The 18,662-nt window shown below is 34.0% G+C and carries 13 protein-coding genes; 4 read left to right on the top strand and 9 right to left on the bottom strand.

Annotation, left to right across the window (positions count from 1 at the left end):
- Nucleotides 1–51: 51 nt before the first annotated feature.
- The 4 genes from D1818_RS18275 (at nucleotide 52) to D1818_RS18260 (ending at nucleotide 6,387) form a co-directional block, all read left to right on the top strand.
- Nucleotides 52–963 carry a FecR family protein gene (locus tag D1818_RS18275; protein ID WP_118460496.1) on the top strand — a complete coding sequence of 304 codons (912 nt, stop codon included), beginning with the start codon at nucleotides 52–54 and terminating at the stop codon, nucleotides 961–963.
- 62 nt (nucleotides 964–1,025) lie between these two features.
- The gene (locus D1818_RS18270; RefSeq protein WP_120752360.1) at nucleotides 1,026–1,565 is read left to right on the top strand and encodes a carboxypeptidase-like regulatory domain-containing protein; all 540 of its coding nucleotides are present in this window, start codon (nucleotides 1,026–1,028) and stop codon (nucleotides 1,563–1,565) included.
- On the top strand, nucleotides 1,478–3,613 hold the full coding sequence (locus D1818_RS18265; RefSeq protein WP_118460492.1) for a TonB-dependent siderophore receptor: 2,136 nt from the start codon (nucleotides 1,478–1,480) through the stop codon (nucleotides 3,611–3,613). Before D1818_RS18270 ends, D1818_RS18265 begins: the two co-directional genes overlap by 88 nt.
- Before the next feature lie 104 nt (nucleotides 3,614–3,717).
- Nucleotides 3,718–6,387 carry a TonB-dependent receptor plug domain-containing protein gene (locus D1818_RS18260; protein ID WP_147406091.1) on the top strand — a complete coding sequence of 890 codons (2,670 nt, stop codon included), beginning with the start codon at nucleotides 3,718–3,720 and terminating at the stop codon, nucleotides 6,385–6,387.
- Between the two features lie 52 nt (nucleotides 6,388–6,439).
- On the opposite strand, the gene D1818_RS18255 is transcribed toward D1818_RS18260, so the two are convergent.
- The 9 genes from D1818_RS18255 to paaZ all read right to left on the bottom strand — a co-directional run bounded on the left by D1818_RS18255 (nucleotide 6,440) and on the right by paaZ (nucleotide 18,661).
- Nucleotides 6,440–6,865, bottom strand: a complete 426-nt coding sequence (locus D1818_RS18255; RefSeq protein WP_158596865.1) for a lipocalin family protein — start codon at nucleotides 6,863–6,865, stop codon at nucleotides 6,440–6,442.
- Between the two features lie 550 nt (nucleotides 6,866–7,415).
- The gene (locus D1818_RS18250; protein WP_118460486.1) at nucleotides 7,416–8,987 is read right to left on the bottom strand and encodes a T9SS type A sorting domain-containing protein; all 1,572 of its coding nucleotides are present in this window, start codon (nucleotides 8,985–8,987) and stop codon (nucleotides 7,416–7,418) included.
- A gap of 273 nt (nucleotides 8,988–9,260) precedes the next feature.
- A complete protein-coding gene (locus tag D1818_RS25945; protein WP_158596863.1) occupies nucleotides 9,261–9,425 on the bottom strand; it encodes a hypothetical protein in 165 nt (54 codons plus the stop codon).
- Between the two features lie 311 nt (nucleotides 9,426–9,736).
- Nucleotides 9,737–11,845, bottom strand: coding sequence for a thiamine pyrophosphate-dependent enzyme (locus D1818_RS18240; RefSeq protein WP_118460484.1), 2,109 nt, complete (start codon nucleotides 11,843–11,845; stop codon nucleotides 9,737–9,739).
- Nucleotides 11,846–11,920: 75 nt separating this feature from the next.
- On the bottom strand, nucleotides 11,921–12,994 hold the full coding sequence (locus D1818_RS18235) for a branched-chain amino acid aminotransferase (protein ID WP_118460482.1): 1,074 nt from the start codon (nucleotides 12,992–12,994) through the stop codon (nucleotides 11,921–11,923).
- A 227-nt stretch (nucleotides 12,995–13,221) separates the two neighbouring features.
- Nucleotides 13,222–14,508, bottom strand: coding sequence for a dihydrolipoamide acetyltransferase family protein (locus D1818_RS18230; RefSeq protein WP_233558478.1), 1,287 nt, complete (start codon nucleotides 14,506–14,508; stop codon nucleotides 13,222–13,224).
- Nucleotides 14,509–14,654: 146 nt separating this feature from the next.
- Nucleotides 14,655–15,251, bottom strand: coding sequence for a transferase hexapeptide repeat family protein (locus tag D1818_RS18225; RefSeq protein WP_118460478.1), 597 nt, complete (start codon nucleotides 15,249–15,251; stop codon nucleotides 14,655–14,657).
- Nucleotides 15,248–16,000: an enoyl-CoA hydratase/isomerase family protein gene (locus D1818_RS18220; protein ID WP_118460476.1), complete on the bottom strand. Its 753-nt coding sequence runs from the start codon at nucleotides 15,998–16,000 to the stop codon at nucleotides 15,248–15,250. The genes D1818_RS18225 and D1818_RS18220 overlap by 4 nt, the downstream gene beginning before the upstream one ends.
- Nucleotides 16,001–16,165: 165 nt before the next feature.
- Entirely contained in the window at nucleotides 16,166–18,661 is a 2,496-nt protein-coding gene (paaZ, locus tag D1818_RS18215; protein ID WP_118460474.1) for a phenylacetic acid degradation bifunctional protein PaaZ, read from the bottom strand.
- Between the last annotated feature and the right edge of the window lies 1 nt (nucleotide 18,662).

The following is an 18,662-nucleotide window of genomic DNA, read 5'->3' as shown; positions in this document are numbered from 1 at the left end:
TAGGAAGTCTTTGGATTTCCTATTATAGATATAGTAATAATATAAAGTATTATGGAAAAAGATAATTTTCTAGGAAGATGGCTGGCAGATGATATCTCTGAAGAGGAGAAGAAAGAATTTGAAAATTCGAAAGATTATCTGGCCTATAAAGATATTTTAAAAAGTGTTGAAAAATTTGAACGCCCTGCTTTTGATATCGAAAAAGGATTAGAGAATCAAAAAGAGTATAACAAAACATATAAAGCAACTTCTAAAAGCAAGGTACTTAAACCAAGGTTTTGGTTATATACCGCTGCAGCAGTAATTGTAATATTAATCGGTCTAAGAACAGTATTTTTTACGACAACCGAGGTGTATACTGAAATGGCAGAAACTAAAACTCTGACATTACCGGACAACTCATTAGTTACCTTAAATGCAGATTCCTCTGTAGAATATGACAAAAAATCTTTTGAAAAAAATAGAATTATTCATCTAAAAGGAGAAGCTTTTTTTGATGTCGCTAAAGGATCTAGTTTTACTGTACAAACCAAAAATGGAGATATTACTGTACTAGGAACAGAATTCAATGTATATTCTAGAAATAAACTTCTAGAGGTTGATTGTTTTGAAGGAAAGGTAAAGGTAACTAACTCAAAACAGGCAATTATACTAACTCCTGGAAAAAGTGTTAGATCCAATATCGAAGGCGTATTAGATTCAAAGGAAATTAAGGAATCTAAGCCTAATTGGATGAGTGGTAAAAGTACTTTTAGTCAAGTTACTCTTAAGCATCTTATCGAGGAATTAGAAAGACAATATGACGTTCAAATTACTACTAACTCAAATGTTGATTTAAATCGTTTATTCTCTGGTTTCTTTGTACATAATGATCTTGATAAAGCACTAAAAACTTGTTTTGATCCCATGAATATTAAGTATATATTAAATAGTCCAAAAGAAATATCGTTAAGCAATAAGTGAAATCCTTTAAACTAACTACACTTTTAATATTTTTTTATACAGTTTTAGGTTATTCCCAAAAAGTGGATCTACCAAAAACGTCTGAAAACCAGTCTTTAGAAAAGGTTTTAAAAGCTTTCGAAAATCAGCTGCAATTCAATCTTTCTTATGATGTAGATGCTGCGAAGAATATTTTCTTAGATATACAAAAAGAAAGTCTGTCTATCAGATCATTACAAAAAATAATAGAACTTCAGACTTCTTATCTATTACAAAAAGTAAGTGAGATCGATTATATTCTGGTCAAGAACACCAAAGTAGTTGATATTTGTGGTGTGCTTGTAGATGCCATCTCTCTATTTGAACTCCCACAAGCAGATATTCTTTTTAATAACCAAACCGTTGGACTTACTAACAACAAAGGTGTTTTTAAATTACAACTTCATCCTTCTGACTCCATATCCATATCGTATTTAGGATACAAAAACAAAACAGTCAGAATCTCTAGGTTTACTGCTAATTGTGATACTATTAGATTACAGCCAGAAATTCAGAATTTAGGGCAGGTTTTAGTAAAAGAATACCTACAGGAGGTATACAGAAAAATCAAGATGCATCTGTAAGTATATCCACTAAAAAACTTCGAATTCTTCCTGGACTTGTAGAACCAGATGTTTTACAGAGTTTACAATTACTCCCTGGTATTAATAGTCCTACAGAAGATCCTGCTGGATTATACATCCGTGGAGGAACACCAGGCCAAAATTTAGTGCTCTGGGATGGAATAAAAATGTATCATAATGGTCATTTTTTCAATCAAATCTCCACATTTAATCCTTTTATCACAAAAAACACAACTGTATATAGAGGAGGTACTAGCGTACGCTATGGGGATAGAATATCCGGAGTGATTGCTATAGAATCTGATGATGATCTTCTGGAAAAAGTGAAAGCTGGAGGAGGTCTTAATCTAACTCATTTAGACACATATATAAAAGTTCCTTTATCTAAAACAGTAGGATTGATGCTTGCTGGTCGGAGATCTACAACCGATTTGTATCAGAATATTGCTTATAATAATTTAGTAAGAAAGGTATTTCAGAACACACGTGCTAACATTCCTGATAACGGTGAAGGGGCAACTCCAGAAGAACGCTCTAGACAAGATGATTTTTCTTTTTCTGATAGTAACTTTAAAATTCTTTGGAAACCGAATGATAATAACAAGATAAAGTTCAGTTCTATCTTTGCAGAAAATAGACTTGATAATAATAAAACTATTTTGGTCCCAGGAGCTAATATTGAAGCAGAAGTTAAAGATGTGCTTAAAATCAGAAATTTTGGGTTTAGCTTACATTGGGATAAAAAATATTATAACGATATATCTCAAAACATGAATTTCTATTTTTCATCCTACGATCAGAGATATAATAATATCGAGAAAAGCACTTTTAATAATTCTATAGAAAATTTAATTAATAACAATACAATAAAAGATATTGGGGGTGAATATACTGTGCACTTTCCTCTTAATAAAAAGGAATCTTTAGATGTTGGATATCAATTTACCTATAATCAAACGGGATATGAAATTAAAACTATTTTTCTTGATGATCCTGGATTTGAAGATGACGGAACTACTCTTGATGGTAATGGTACCAACCATACCATATATTCTGAATACAAATACAAAACATCTAAAACATTCGTAAATATTGGTTTGAGAGGATCACAAGTAAGTAATGCAAATACCTTTTTTATAGAACCACGAATGTTTTCTTCTTATAAATTATGGAATGACTTTACACTTAGTACTTCTGCGGAACTAAAAAACCAACAGCTTAATAATTACCTTACTTATAATAGTGCGTTTGGAACGATTAAAACACTTCCTGTTGCGGATAATGTTTGGATTCTTTCTAATAATTCTTCAAACAACGAAGAAGTAAATGTTCCGTTTATTAATGTTGTAAAAAGTATGCAATTTACGTTAGGAGCTTTATACACCTATAAAGGTTGGAATTTTGACTTAGAGGGGTATTATAAAAAGATAACAGACATTTCTTCTTTAAGTGATTTAGTATTAGATCTAGCCGTTCCTGATGATGATGATACCATTATTTTTTATGGAAAAGAAGAACGAATAGGAGTCGATTTTTTATTAAAAAAAAGGATTCATAATTATAGATTTTGGGCTGGTTATTCATTAAGTAAAACCATTACATCTTTTCCATTTGTACAAGATTCTTATTATAATGGTAATTATGATCAACACCATGTATTCAATCTTTCGCAAACCCTACAAGTTAAGAAGTTTGAGTTTTCCCTAGGCTGGAACTATGCTTCTGGAAGACCTTTTACTAAAATTTTTAGAGATGATGATGACCTTGATGGTGCATTTATTGATCCTAAGGGAATTAATTCTAGCAGATTTAAACCTTATCACAGATTAGATACCTCTGTTACCTACAGATTTGCTTTAAATACATCAGAAGGTGCAAATGGAATGGGAATGATTGGAATTTCGCTAAGAAACATCTATAACAGAAAAAATACCATTAGCCAAGGTTTTAGGGAAATTCAGGATGAAGATTTTAATTTTTACCTAGAAGGTTTTGAAAATAAGTCTTTACGTTTTACCCCAGATTTTGTACTTCGTTTTAATTTTTAATGAGTCTACAATTCGTTAGCTATTATTCAAAAACCTATTACTAAGTTTAGAATCATTAATAATAGCTATATTTAAATCTTCAAAAAATTAGCCCTAAGAAATAAGTGAGATTCATAAAACTAACTACATTATTAATACTTTTCTTTTCGGTTATAGGCTATTCACAAGAAGTGAATTTACCAGTAACCACTAAAAGGATGTCTCTGATAAATATCCTAAAAGTTTTTGAGAACCAGCTAGAGTTCAATTTCTCTTATGATGTTACTGCTATCGAAAATGTTTCATTAGAATTACAAAAGAGAAACCTATCTATTACATCTTTACAACAGATAATAGAACTTCGGACTTCTTATTTATTACAACAAGTAAGCGAAACCGATTTTATTTTAATAAAGAATACTAAAGTTATAGATATCTGTGCTGTAGTGGTAGATGCTGCTTCTAAATTTGAATTACCGCAGGCAGATATACTTTCAAATAACCAAACTATAGGGATCACTAATAATAAAGGTGTTTTTAGATTACAACTTCATCCTTCTGATTCTATAACTATATCATATTTAGGATATAAAAATAAAACAGTCAAAATTTCGGAATTATCCGATGTAGATTGTGACACGATTAGATTGCAACCAGCGATTCAAAATCTTAGTGAAGTACTTGTAAAAGAATATTTAACAGGTGGGATACAGAAAAATCAGGATGCTGCTATTACTGTATCTACTAAGAAGCTTAGAATTCTTCCAGGTCTTGTAGAACCCGACGTATTACAAAGTTTACAATTACTCCCTGGAATTAATAGTCCAACAGAAGATCCAGCTGGACTTTACATCCGTGGAGGTACACCAGGTCAGAATTTAGTGCTTTGGGATGGAATTAAAATGTATCAAAACGGTCATTTTTTTAATCAAATTTCTACATTTAATCCCTTTATCACTAAAAATGTAACAGTTTACCGTGGAGGAACTAGTGTACGTTATGGAGATAGAATTTCTGGAGTAATCAATATACAATCCGATGATAATCTTACCGAAAAACTTAAAGTTGGAGGCGGTCTTAATCTTACTCATACAGATGCATACATAAAACTTCCTTTATCCAAAAAATTTGGGATTATGCTTGCTGGCCGAAGATCTACTACAGATGTGTATCAGAATATCGCTTATAACAATCTTGTTAGAAAAGTTTTTCAGAATACACGGGCCAATATTCCTGACATCGATGATGTAGAAACAGCAGAAGAACGTTCTAGAGAAGACGATTTTTCTTTTTCTGATACTAATTTCAAGATGTTATGGAAACCTAATGATAATAATACACTAAAATTCAGTTCTATTTTTGCAGAAAACAGACTTGACAATAATAAGACAATAATAGTAACACCTTCTAACAATGAGACTTTAGTTAAAGATATACTTAAGATAAGAAATCTAGGTTTTAGTCTAAACTGGGATAAAAAATATTATAATAATATTAAACAAAATATAAATTTTTACTTCTCTTCTTATGATCAGCGTTATAACTTAATTGATGAACGAGAAACTACAGATAATTCTATTAAAGAAAATGAAACTATTAACAATAGAATAAAAGATATTGGAGGAGAATATTCGCTACGTATGCCTATTTCAAAAAATAATTCTATAAATCTCGGTTATCAATTTACGTATAATCAAACTGAATTTGAGCTCATCGATAAAATCTCAGATAATTTTTTCGAAACAGAAGATAGATCGGCAATTAACGGAAACGGAACTAATCATACTATCTATTCTGAATATAACTATAAAACTCCTAAAACATATATTAATGTTGGAGTAAGAGGATCGCAATTAAGTAATGCTAATAGTTTTTTTGTAGAGCCTAGAATGTTTTCTTCTTATGAATTGTGGGATAATTTTACACTAAATACTTCTGCTGAACTAAAAAACCAACAACTTAATAACTACCTTACTTATAACAGTACCTTTGGTGGAGAGGTAGAGGCATTACCTGTTTCTGATAATGTATGGATTCTTTCTAACAATTCTAGTACGGGCACGGAAGCAGATGGAGATGATCTTTCCTTACGTGTTGTGAAAAGTATGCAATTTACTCTTGGAGCTCTATACAGTTATCAAGGCTGGAATTTTGACATAGAAGGCTATTATAAAAAAATTACTGATATATCTTCATTAAGCAATATAGTTTTGGAATTAGGTTTATCTGATGATGATTCTGAAATAGATGTTTTTTATGGAAAAGAAGAAAGAATAGGAGTTGATTTTTTAATAAAAAAGAGAATTAATAATTATAGATTTTGGGCAGGATATTCATTAAGCAAAACGATTAATTCTTTCCCATTAATACAAGAGTCATATTATAATGGAGATTTTGATCAACGTCATGTATTTAACTTCTCACAAACTTTAAAAGTTAACCATTTTGAATTTGCTTTGGGTTGGAATTACGCTACCGGAAGACCATTTACTAGAATCATTAGAGATGATAATGATCAAGACGGTTCAGTAATTGATCCTAGAGGTCTTAATTCCAGTAGGTTTAGAGATTACCATCGACTAGACGCCTCTGCAGTGTATCGTTTTAAATTTGATAAACAAAAAGATTGGAACGGAATGATTGGTCTTTCGTTAAGAAACATCTACAATAGAAAAAATGTAATTAGTCAAACATATCGTGAGAACGTAGATAATAATTTTAATTTTTTCATTGAAAGTTTTGACAATGAATCTTTACGATTTACTCCTGATTTAGTTTTACGTTTTAACTTTTAAGTTGAGAATAAGTAAAACCGTAACATTTTACGGTTTTACTTATTGGAACATATTATACCCTAGTTAATATTTCTTTAAGTTCTCCATCTTCGTCATTCGTAACTATGGTCATTGTGTTGCCGGAAAATGTTATGGTAGCTTCTATAGCTTCTTCCCCGTCTAAGTCGGGAGTAATTTTATATTTGTTGCTTCCAAGGTTTTCCCAACCGCCAGTTAGTGTTTCTTGCAAAACGCATGTTTCGTTTTCTAAATCGTATGAAGCGCCACTATATTTCTGATCATCTGTAACTGTTAATCTAGATTCTAGATCACAGGTTTCTAATGTTTGTTCTACACCATTCTCAAACTCTTGAGTTATTTTCCAAACTCCAATAAATTTATCCTGGGTATCTGCTGGTCCGGCAGCGTCATCATCAGATTTACAAGATGTCATGCATACAGAAATTGAAACGACTAGTAATAAAAAGATTTTTTTCATGATTAATTTTATTTTTTTGTTTTTTACAACCTTAAAACACATATCAATCAAAACACCCTACTATTTTTTTTTAGAAAAAACCATCCAAGACAAACAAATAGAAAACAAAAAACGGTTTGTCAAAAACTTAACATTTTTTTACTTGTTCTAAAAACACATTAAAAAGATGACCTTCTTTTCATAAAGACTAATTTCTATTGAATATTAAGAAGCAGTTATATTGATTAAAAAACAATACGAAAAAAAGAATAGAAAGATCACTAATTATATATTCGCCGAAACTTATTAAAAACAAAAAAGAGCGTCTCCACGCTCTTTTTCTTCACACAAATCATCTTAATTTAGGGGCTTATTCTAAAATTAAAACTCACTTTTTATAATTGGCTTTCATCTTGGGGGAAATGAAAGCGCTAACTCATTAACTCTGGTATAAAGATACAACTATTTTTTAGTTTACAAAGTTTTTTGTGTGTTTTATCTAAAAAAATACTCTTTTTAACGTTTTTTATAATTTATTATTAAAACAATGTAGCTTTTATCCTACATATTGTTATTCAATTATAATCCCTTGTGTTCCTTTTTTTCGAACTCTCAAAAAGTACATTCCAGAAACTAGATGCGCTATATTAATATCTTTTACAGCTTCTTTTCCCGCACGACCTTCTTTTATAACTACTCGACCGGATACATCCAATATGTCTACCATATCTCCCAACTCAAGTCCATTTATAAATAAAACATCCGAAACTGGATTGGGATATGATATAATCCCAAAATCACTCAGACTAAAATCCGATACTCCTAATACACTGGAACAATTTGATGGAGTAGTATCTAAATCTGTAGGATTAGACACTTCATTATGTAGTATTATTCTATCAATCAAATGGTTTTTAGATCTTCCCGATATTTGTAAGGTATACGTTCCAGGAGCATCAAACTCTACATAAACAGGCCTACCATCTTCAAAGTCACCTGTAGTCGCATTGAAATTCCAATCTAAACTATTAGCATATATTTTAAACCAACCTTGGTCTCCTGCACCTCTGGGATTAGGTGTTAGTCCAGATCCTCTTGGATACGTTCTGGCACCACCTGGTTTTTCGCCATAAAAATCTTCTGGAGGAACATCAGGAAATTTTAGCCAACTATCGTTATGTTCACTTCCACTATTTCCAAATCCTACACGATTTCTCCATTGGAAACGATATTTACCTGTTTTAGTTATCTTAATTTTCGCGGAAATAAGACCATTACCAGGGGTGTTAAAAAAATCATTCCCTAACCATTCTAAGTAACTTATCCCAGTATATTGTGTTTTTAATGTCCTGCGTTGCCACGCAGTTCCACTAATATCAAAATCCTCTGCTTCTATAATTACTAAACCATTTGCTTCTTCGATTTCATCACCACAGGGATCTCCTAAGAAATCGACAACAGATACTCCGGTAAAATCATTCGCTATAGCTGTAGCGGCTGCCGTAGTCTCTCCAGTAGGTACAACAAAAGCTTTGTAAAAATAACCTTCTCCTATATTTGGAGCTTGATTCATCATTAATGTTAGAGTTTCGGTATTTGCTCCACCTGGAACTGTTTTCCTCACTTCTCCTAATTTACCTGCTCCAGACCATAATTCTAAGATAAGATCTCTTTCCTGAACAGCTTCATAAGCTAAGTCAATATTATAATTTGTCTGACTAAAAAGTTGTGTAGGTGGCCGTTTAAAGTCTACTTTATCTTCTGTAACATTTATTGTCATTTCGATACCAGTGACATCTGTAACTGTTCCGGTAACAATGGAACCGTTTTCGAAAAAATAAGTTCTTATAAAATAATCATTCCCCTCAGGAGGAAGACTATTAGCTGTTATAGGTACAGTTATAATTTGATCGGTACCAGCTTGAGCACGAACATTTGCAAAACCGAAACTCTGATCTGGAGCTTTTTTAAATTCAAAAAAAATGTTGATATCCCTATCTGACGTATATTTTACCTTAAATTCATAATTGATCATACTCTCCAGAGTCATTGGCGGTTGATAATGCTCAATGGCTAACTGAGCAGAGGTACTAAAACTTATAAAAAGAAAGAGCACCATTAATAAAGAGGAGTTAAATTTCATAATAAACCTTTGTAAAAAATTGATACCTGTGTGAAATCAAATTTACCTTTACCTTGTGATAAGTGATAATACATATGATTTAAAAATGATAACATATTATTATGAAATCATTTTTACTAATTTATTTTATTTGGGTATATGCGTATAAATAAATCAGAAGAACAGCAATATTGGACACAACGATATATTGAAAATCACACAGGTTGGGATATCGGTTACATATCTACACCACTTAAAAGAATATATTGATCAATTAACTAATAAAGATATTAGTTAATTGATTCCTGGAGCAGGAAATGCATATGAAGCTGAATATTTATTCAAACAAGGATTCAAAAATATTTTTGTGCTTGACATTTCCGAAAAACCGTTAATTACATTTTCAGAAAGACTCCCTGAATTTCCAGAATCATAATTAATTCTTGGAGATTTCTTCACTCATAAAGGTCTTTATGATTTAATAATAGAACAAACTTTCTTTTGTTCTTTTGTTCCTACAACAAAAAAACGTTTTGAATATGCATCCCAAATATCCAGTCTTTTAAAATCAAAAGGAAAACTTGTTGGTCTATAGTTTGATATTCCTTTAACGGGAGATATGGAAAAACGTCCATTCGGCGGTGACAAAGAATTATACCTATCTTATTTACAAAAACAACTTAAGGTTATTACCTTTGAGAGGTGTTGTAACTCAATTCCAAAAAAAGACAAGGAAGTGAACTTTTTGGAATTTTCAGAAAAAAATAAACCTAATATCCCAATACCTCTTCTATCTTCTTTCTTACTTTTTCTGTAGAAGGAATCATAGTCTGTTCTAATGTACTATTTAAGGGGATAGCTGGCATATTCTCAGAACCTATGGTCATTACCGGTGCATCCAGATAACGGAAACACTCTTCCTGAATTTTTCCAGATAATGCTCTTGCAAAAGAATTATTAGTTGGTTCCTCTGTTACTACTAAACACTTCTTAGTCTTTTTTACAGATTCCATAATAGTTTCCTCATCTAATGGATATAGGGTACGTAAATCTATAATCTCTACTACATCTTTCAGATCCTTTGTCGCATTCAATGCCCAATGCACTCCCATTCCGTATGTAACGACAGTTAATGTCTCCGTTTCATCTTGTGGCCATATTTGTTGTACAACATTGGCTTTCCCAAAAGGCAATATATAATCTTCTGATGGTTCAATAGTTCTAGCGGCATCAGTACCTTTTACTTTGGACCAATACAATCCTTTATGCTCCAGAATAACAACTGGGTTAGGATCATAATATGCAGCTTTCATCAAACCTTTTAGATCAGCTCCATTACTAGGATAAGCTATTTTGATTCCTCTGATATTTGTCACTACAGATTCAACTGAAGATGAATGATAAGGGCCTCCACTACCATATGCCCCAATTGGCACTCTTAATATCATAGATACTGGCCATTTTCCATTTGATAAATAACAAGATCTACTTACTTCTGTAAATAATTGGTTTAAACCTGGCCAAATATAATCTGCGAATTGTACTTCTACAATCGGTTTTAAGCCAACAGCAGACATTCCTACAGTGGACCCAACAATAAATGCTTCTTGGATAGGTGTATTAAAAACACGCTCATCACCAAATTTTTGTGCTAATGTAGCCGCTTCTCTAAACACTCCACCTAATCGCCCTCCAACATCTTGACCATATAACAAACATTCTTTATGCTTCTTCATCAACTCTTCTACAGCAAAAAGCGCACAATCTACCATTACCACCTCATCTTTATCAGAAGGAGATCGTTCTCCAGCTTCTTCTAGAATTGGTGTTGGAGCAAAATCATGAGTGAACAAATCTTCTGGTTTTGGATCTTCTGCTTTCATTGCTTCCTGAAGATCGTTCGCAACTGTTTGTTGTGCTTCAGCTTCAATATTATTTACTTCATCTTCTGCAAAACCTGCTTCTAACAGTTGGTTTCGTAATACAGGGTATGGATCTCTTGATCTAGCTTCTTCTAGATCATCTCGATACCATTCCATTCGTACTCCTGATGTATGATGATTTAGTAATGGCACCTTTGCATGAACTAAAATAGGTCTTCTTTCTTCTCTTATAATTCGAATCGCTTCTTGAACCGCCAAATAGCTCTCCGTAAAGTTTGCTCCATCAATAGTAATAGCATCCAATCCAAGGAATCCAGCTGCATACTCGTAGGCGCTTTGCGCTCTTGTTTCAGCTTCATTTGCAGAAATATCCCAACCATTATCCTGCACCAAATACATTATTGGCAACTGCTTTAAAGCTGCCATCTGGAATGCCTCTGCTATTTCTCCTTCGGTCACTGATGCATCTCCTAACGAACATACCACAAGTGGTAATTTGGATATCTCACTCTCCATCAGAGATGGTTTTGATATCTCACTCATATGAAAACCAGTATGATCGATACCTACCAATTCCTTATACTGCATTCCCAAAGCCACTCCGGTAGCAGGAATTGCCTGCATACCTGTTGCAGAGGATTGATGAGGAATTTTTGGTTTATCATCATCATTTAAACTTGGATGCGAGTAATAGGTTCTTCCTCCAGAAAAAGGATCGTTCTTTTTCGCCAACAATTGCAACATCAAATCATAAGGTTTCATTCCGATTCCTAATAACATTGAATCGTCTCTATAATACGGAAAGGCATAATCCTGAGGTAATAATTGCATCCCTACAGCAATCTGAATAGCTTCATGTCCTCTGGATGTTGCGTGAACATATTTTGAAACCGTCTTAAAATTTTCTTCATATAGTTCTGTCATACTTTTAGCAGTACAAAGCGTACTAAATGCGTTTTTCAGAACTTCTTTTGCTATTGTTTTTTCAGCTAACATCTCTCTTTAGTTTTTGATATACGATTTGTGAGTTACGATTACTCGTAATCATGAATTTTAGTTCATCATTAATACTTATCCTACCTTCTCTTCTATCGAAACAGGTATAATCCAATCAAATTTATCATCTACTTTTTGAGTCTTAATCCCATCTAATGTGTTTTTTATATCCTGACTTACCGGATTATTATCAGACAACGTAATTACCTCATCCTTATAACCAATAGCTTCTATCATTGCAATAGCAACTGCTGTTCCCGTACCGAAAGCTTCCTCCAATTTTCCTGCTCCAGCATATGCGATTAACTCATCAATTGTTATTGGGCGTTCTTCTACCTCAAAACCTTTATCTTTTAATAAAGCAATAACACTATCTCTCGTAATTCCTTTCAGTATAGAACCATTTGTAGAAGGTGTTATGAATTTACCGTCTATTTTGAAAAATATATTCATCGTACCTACTTCCTGAATATATTTATGTTCATTAGCATCTAACCATAATACCTGATCATATCCTTTTGCTTTCGCTTTTTCAGTAGGAAGAATAGCCGCTGCATAATTTCCAGCTGCTTTTGCCTCACCAGTACCTCCATCTGCTGCTCTTATGTACTCAGTTTCCGCATACAATCGGATTTTTTTAGTAAAAAATGGCCCTGCCGGAGAACAAATCACAATGAATTTATAACTCGTAGCTGCTCGCATCCCAATGAACGGTTCATCGGCATACATAAAAGGTCTGAGATATAATGCACTGCCGTCCTGAGGAGGAATCCAGCTATGTTCTACTCCGACAATTTGTTTTACTGCTTCAACGAATAAATCCACAGGAACCGAGGGCATTCCTAATCTAACAGCACTATGGTTAAAACGTTTTGCGTTTTCTTCAGGTCTAAAAAGTAGTGGTACATTCTCTTTACCTACGGTAGCTTTCATTCCTTCAAAAATTGCTTGTCCATAATGCAATGCCATTGCAGCAGGATGTGTTGGGATAAACTGCAGTGGTTCAATTCTAGGATTATTCCACGCTCCGTTTTCATATTCACAGATAAACATATGATCTGTAAAAGTTGTTCCTAAAGGAATATTATCAAAATCAATATCCTTTAGTTTAGAGTTTTCAATCCTTGTAATTTTGATTTGTTGTTCCATTTTAATTTATTTTGGGCGCATCCCGCTTGAGGCGGATCGGGCTATTCGCTATATCTTTTTTACTTGTTAACCCTTCGACAAGCTCAGGGTGACAAGACAAAAGGATGTCACTACTATCCCTTGCGCATTTTTTTGTTTTTATGTCAGTCTGAGCTTGTCGAAGACCAATTGAAAGTCTACATTGATTACACTTCGACAAGCTCAGTGTGACATTTTACTGTTATTAATTATGTTTCTCTATTACTATCAAAAGCTTCTAGTTCATCTCCTACTTTACGCAAGAACGAACCTCCTAAAAATCCATCTACCACTCTATGATCAAATGATAATGATAAATACATCATACTTCTAATCGCAATTTCATCTCCTTTCTCCGTAGTTATTACTTCTGGTCTTTTCTTGATAATTCCCAATGCTAAAATGGCAACTTCTGGTTGATTTATTATTGGAGTTCCCATTAAACTACCAAAGGTTCCAACATTAGAAATCGTAAAGGTGCTTCCTCCTATTTCATCAGGTTTTAAAGCATTGTTTCTAGCACTATGTGCTAAATGATTCACATTTTTTGCTAGCCCTAATAAGTTCTTTTCATTAGCATTTCTAACCACAGGAACAATTAAATTTCCACTAGGTAAAGCTGTTGCCATACCCACATTAACGTCTTTATGAACTACAATTTTCTTACCATCTACAGAAACATTAATCATTGGATATTCTTGAATCGCCTTTGCTACAGCTTCTACAAAAATTGGAGTAAACGTCAATTTCTCACCATACTTTTCTAAAAACTCGTGCTTCGCTTTATTCCGCCAATCTACCAAGTTTGTAACATCTACTTCTATATAACTTGTTACGTGAGGTGATGTATGTTTAGAATACACCATATGATCTGCAATCATCGTTCGCATACGATCCATTTCTACGATACGATCCTTTCCTTCTACATATGAAATTGGAGGTGCATTATACGAGGATTTTGGTGCAACAGATTGCGGTCTGCTAGGTAATGGATATTTTCTGTTTTTAAGGTATAACATCACATCACTCTTACGAATTCTGCCACCGTCTCCAGTTCCAGCAATACTTTGCACTTCTTCTATTGTCAAATTTTCTTTTTGCGAAATGCTTATAACCAGAGGAGAAAGGAAACCATCATTATCTCCAGAGTTCTTAAACTTAAAATCAGAACTATTTGCCGTTCTCGATTCCGCTCGAACTGACAACTCCGGTTTTATTGGTGTCTCTGTTATAGTTGATTCTTGCTTTCCTTTTTTACCGTTTTCATCCTCAGAACTTTGATTAGCATCTCCATCAATAATTGCAATAACCTTTCCTACTTCAACCACATCATTAGGTTGAAAAAGTAATTCGGATATAACACCATTACAAGGAGAAGGTACTTCTGAATCTACTTTATCAGTAGCTACTTCCAGAATGGTTTCATCTTCTTCTACAGAATCACCTACATTCTTTAACCAGTTAAGAATGGTTGCTTCTGATATACTTTCACCCATTTTGGGCATTTTTAGTTCTACTCTTGACATTTTAGTTAACTAATGTTAGTTAGTTTGTTATTGATTCTTATTGTAAGCCTGAGCTTGTCGAAGGCCACATTTGATTTATTGTTTTTGATATCACCTCGATAAGCTCAGTGTGAATGTTACTTATTTTTAAATTCTTCTAAAGTTTTATAAAACGCCTCTTGCATTGGCCTATCTTTTGGTAACTCTCTTAATGGTTCTACCTCTCTTAAAGACTCGAAGCAATTCGCTGGTAATTGCTGATATAACCTTGTTCCTTTCGTTTTCCAGTTAATCATTTCATCACTAACTTCTTTGATAACTTTTGCAGGATTACCCACAATCAAGCTTCTTTTAGGGAAAATGGTATTTGCTTTTATAAAAGACATAGCTCCAATGATACACTCATCTCCAATCTCCGCATCATCCATAATAACCGTATTCATTCCTATGAGGCAATTACGTCCTAAATTAGCTCCATGAATTACCGCTCCGTGACCAACATGAGCACTTTCTTTGAGCACTATAGATTTACCAGGAAACATATGCACGGTGCAATTTTCTTGTACATTCACTCCATCTTCAAGGATAATTTCGCCCCAATCTCCACGTATGGCGGCTCCAGGACCGATATAACAATTCTTACCAATAATTACATTACCGGTTACAGCTGCTAGTGGATGTACAAAGCTACTTTCGTGCACTACTGGTATATATCCTTTAAAACTGTAAATCATTTAAATCGTTTCAATGTTTCTTTTGTGAAATCAGACAGCACCAATCGCCCACTTATTATCGCTCTATCTGCCAACATCGTATCCCAATGTTCAGTTCCCTCCCAAAAGGCTTTTTTCATATCCTGCATTGCTTCAGGGTTGTAAGTACATAAATGCTCCGCAAACGCCTTTACTTCTGTATCTAATGTTTCTGTATCTTCAAAAACCTTTGTAAATAATCCTTTATCTCTTGCCCATTCTGCATTATAAAATGAATTAGCATCAATAGCTATTTGTGTCATTGCAGACAGCCCAATTTTACGCTCTACCGCTGGTCCTACAACAAAAGGACCTATCCCTACATTCAATTCACTTAACTTGATGGAAGCAAATTTTGTAGCCATACAATAATCTGTGGCAGATGCAACTCCAACTCCTCCTCCAACAGTTTTTCCTTGTACACGTCCAATAATAAATTTTGGACACTTACGCATAGCATTAATCACATTGGCAAATCCTGAGAAAAACACCTTACCTGTTTCCGCATCATTGATATTTATCAACTCCTTAAAACTCGCTCCTGCACAAAATGTTCTATCCCCACCACTTTTTAGAATAATTACTTTAATAGCATCATTATCTCCTGCCTCTGTTATAGTTTGGGCAAGTTTTGCCAAAATATCTCCTGGTAAAGAGTTATGCGCTGGATGAAAAAACTCTATGGTTCCTACTCCATTTTCTATTTCTATGTTTACGTATGGTTGTGTCATGAACCTATCCCCGAATCCTTCTCCTTAATAAAGAGAGGGCATGATTAGGGCTATATTTATATGTTTAACTTCAATTTATCTTCTTTCTCATTCTAAGCTTCTCGAAATTCTTTCCAACTAAAATTTCCTTCGACAGGCTCAGGATGACATTCATTTTCTAATTATCTAATCAAATAATCCAAACTGCGAAAAATGATGGTTTAGATGTTTTACGTTTAATAGATCCCATTCGAACTTATTCATTTCTCCAAAAACAACATTCTTAGTAATTGCGTCAGGGTTTTCTTTGAAATAAATTTCAAATTCATCCATTGCTTCTAACAATTTCATTTTGGCAGTTGTCAAATCTTCATGAACCAAATCTTCTAATACTCCTTCTTTCATTAAAGGATGCTTATGACCCTTAGGCATTGGCTTATGATTATACACCATTTCTTGTACTTTTTCTAAATACTCTTCTGGTGTTGCAATTTCAAAATCCTGAATTTCTCCAGCACCAATCCTAATTGTTTTCTCCACATGTTCTAACATATGCTGAGCAGTCATCGTTCCCCACTTAGGTTTGGTGTCTTCTGTTAGCTTTGCTAAATATCCTTTAATATTTGATCGATTTACTTGTACAAATGGTGATTTTTTTTGTACCATCGTCAAAATTGTAGCGATTGCTGTTAATTCATCTTCTTGGTCAAATACTTCTACGAACCATTTTACGATACCACTAGGTAATTCTTTGCCACGATGATCTCGATCTATTTTTTGTTTACAAGTTAATCGTACATACACTGTATCATTATGATAAATCGGGCGTAAGAATCTACATTCTTCTAATCCATAATTAGCTGCCACAGGTCCTTTATTAGGATACACAAACAATCCGGCAGCCGCAGCTAGAATAAAATATCCGTGAGCAGTACGCTTTTCGAAAATACTTCCTTCTAAAGAAGTGATATCTGTATGGGCATAGAAATGATCCCAAGTCAAGTTTCCAAAATTGATAATATCTGTATCCGTTACTGTACGCTTATGTGTTTTGAGTGACATTCCTGGTTGGATATCTTCCCAATGATAAGCAAAAGGATGTTTATCTGACTCTTTATATTTTGAGTTTGCCTGATAAATTCCGGTAACTTCTGTTAAAGTTGTTGGTGTTCCTTGTATTGCGCATCGCTGCATATAATGTTTGATACCACGCATTCCTCCCATTTCTTCTCCTCCTCCGGCTCTTCCTGGCCCTCCGTGAGTAAGCATTGGTAATGGAGAACCGTGTCCTGTACTTTGTTTTGCATTTTCTCTATTACCAATCAAAATACGTCCGTGATGAGAAGCTGCCCCTACTACATATTCTTTCGCAATCTGATCATCATAAGTAAATATAGATGATACTAAAGACCCTTTACCCATCTGAGATAAAGTAATTGCATCATCCAATGTATCATAAGGCATTATGGTTGATACTGGTCCAAAAGCTTCTATTTCATGAACACCTGTGTGTTGGAACGGATTATCTTGTCTCATCAGAATTGGACTTACAAAAGCTCCTTTTTGAGCATCTGCACCAACAGTTTCGATTTTATCAAGATCGCCATACACTATTTGTGCTGTTTTTGCTATCTCAGTAACGTTATTTCTAAAACTTTCTACTTGTTGCCTACTTGCCAATGCTCCCATTCGCACTTCCTTCAATCGTGGATCTCCAATGGTTACTTTATCTAATTGTTTTCCTAAAGCTATTTGTACATCTCCCACCAATTTTGATGGTACAATAATTCTACGAATAGCAGTACATTTCTGACCAGTTTTTACGGTCATTTCTTTTCGGACTTCTTTAACAAACAGATCAAATTCTGGCGTACCTGGTATTGCATCTTCTCCTAGAATACAAGCGTTTAATGAATCTGCTTCCATAGTAAATGGTACAGACTCTTCTATCAATCTCGGGTGTGCTTTTAAGATTCTTCCTGTATGAGCAGAACCTGTAAATGTTACTACATCTTGAGATTCTACTGTATCCAAAATATTTTTAGTCATTCCACTTAGCAATTGCAAAGATCCTTCAGGCAAGATTCCAGAATCTACAATAACTCTTACTACAGCTTCCGTTAGATATGCTGTTTGTGGAGCTGGTAAAACCACTGCTGGCATTCCTGCCATCCAATTCACAGCGCATTTTTCTAACATTCCCCAAATTGGAAAATTAAAAGCATTAATATGAACTGCTACACCACGCTTAGGTACTAAAATGTGATGCGCCATAAACCTTCCACCTCGCGAAAGATCAATCGGATCTCCTTCTACGTGATAGGATTGATTCGGGAATAATTTACGCAGAGATGCATTCGCAAAAAGATTACCAAAACCACCCTCTATATCAATCCAACTATCAATGCGTGTTGCGCCAGATCTATAACTTAATTCATAAAATTGTTCTTTTCTTTTGGTAAGATATAGTGCTAATGATTTAAGCATGTTTCCTCGTTCTTGGAAAGTCATTTTTCTCAGCACTTCTCCTCCTTTAGTTCTTCCGTATTGTAAAACTTCTGGAATATCCAAGCCTTCCGTTGTAGATGTCCCGATAATTTCTCCTGTAACGGCATCATTCATTACGACTCCATCACCTGAACCTTCAGCCCATTTACCGGTTATATATGATTGTAGCTTCATC

This window comes from Aquimarina sp. BL5 (genome assembly GCF_003443675.1).
In the GTDB taxonomy this organism is placed as follows: domain Bacteria; phylum Bacteroidota; class Bacteroidia; order Flavobacteriales; family Flavobacteriaceae; genus Aquimarina.
Note: the sequence above shows the minus strand (reverse complement) of the source record. Positions and strands in the feature narration are given on the sequence as shown.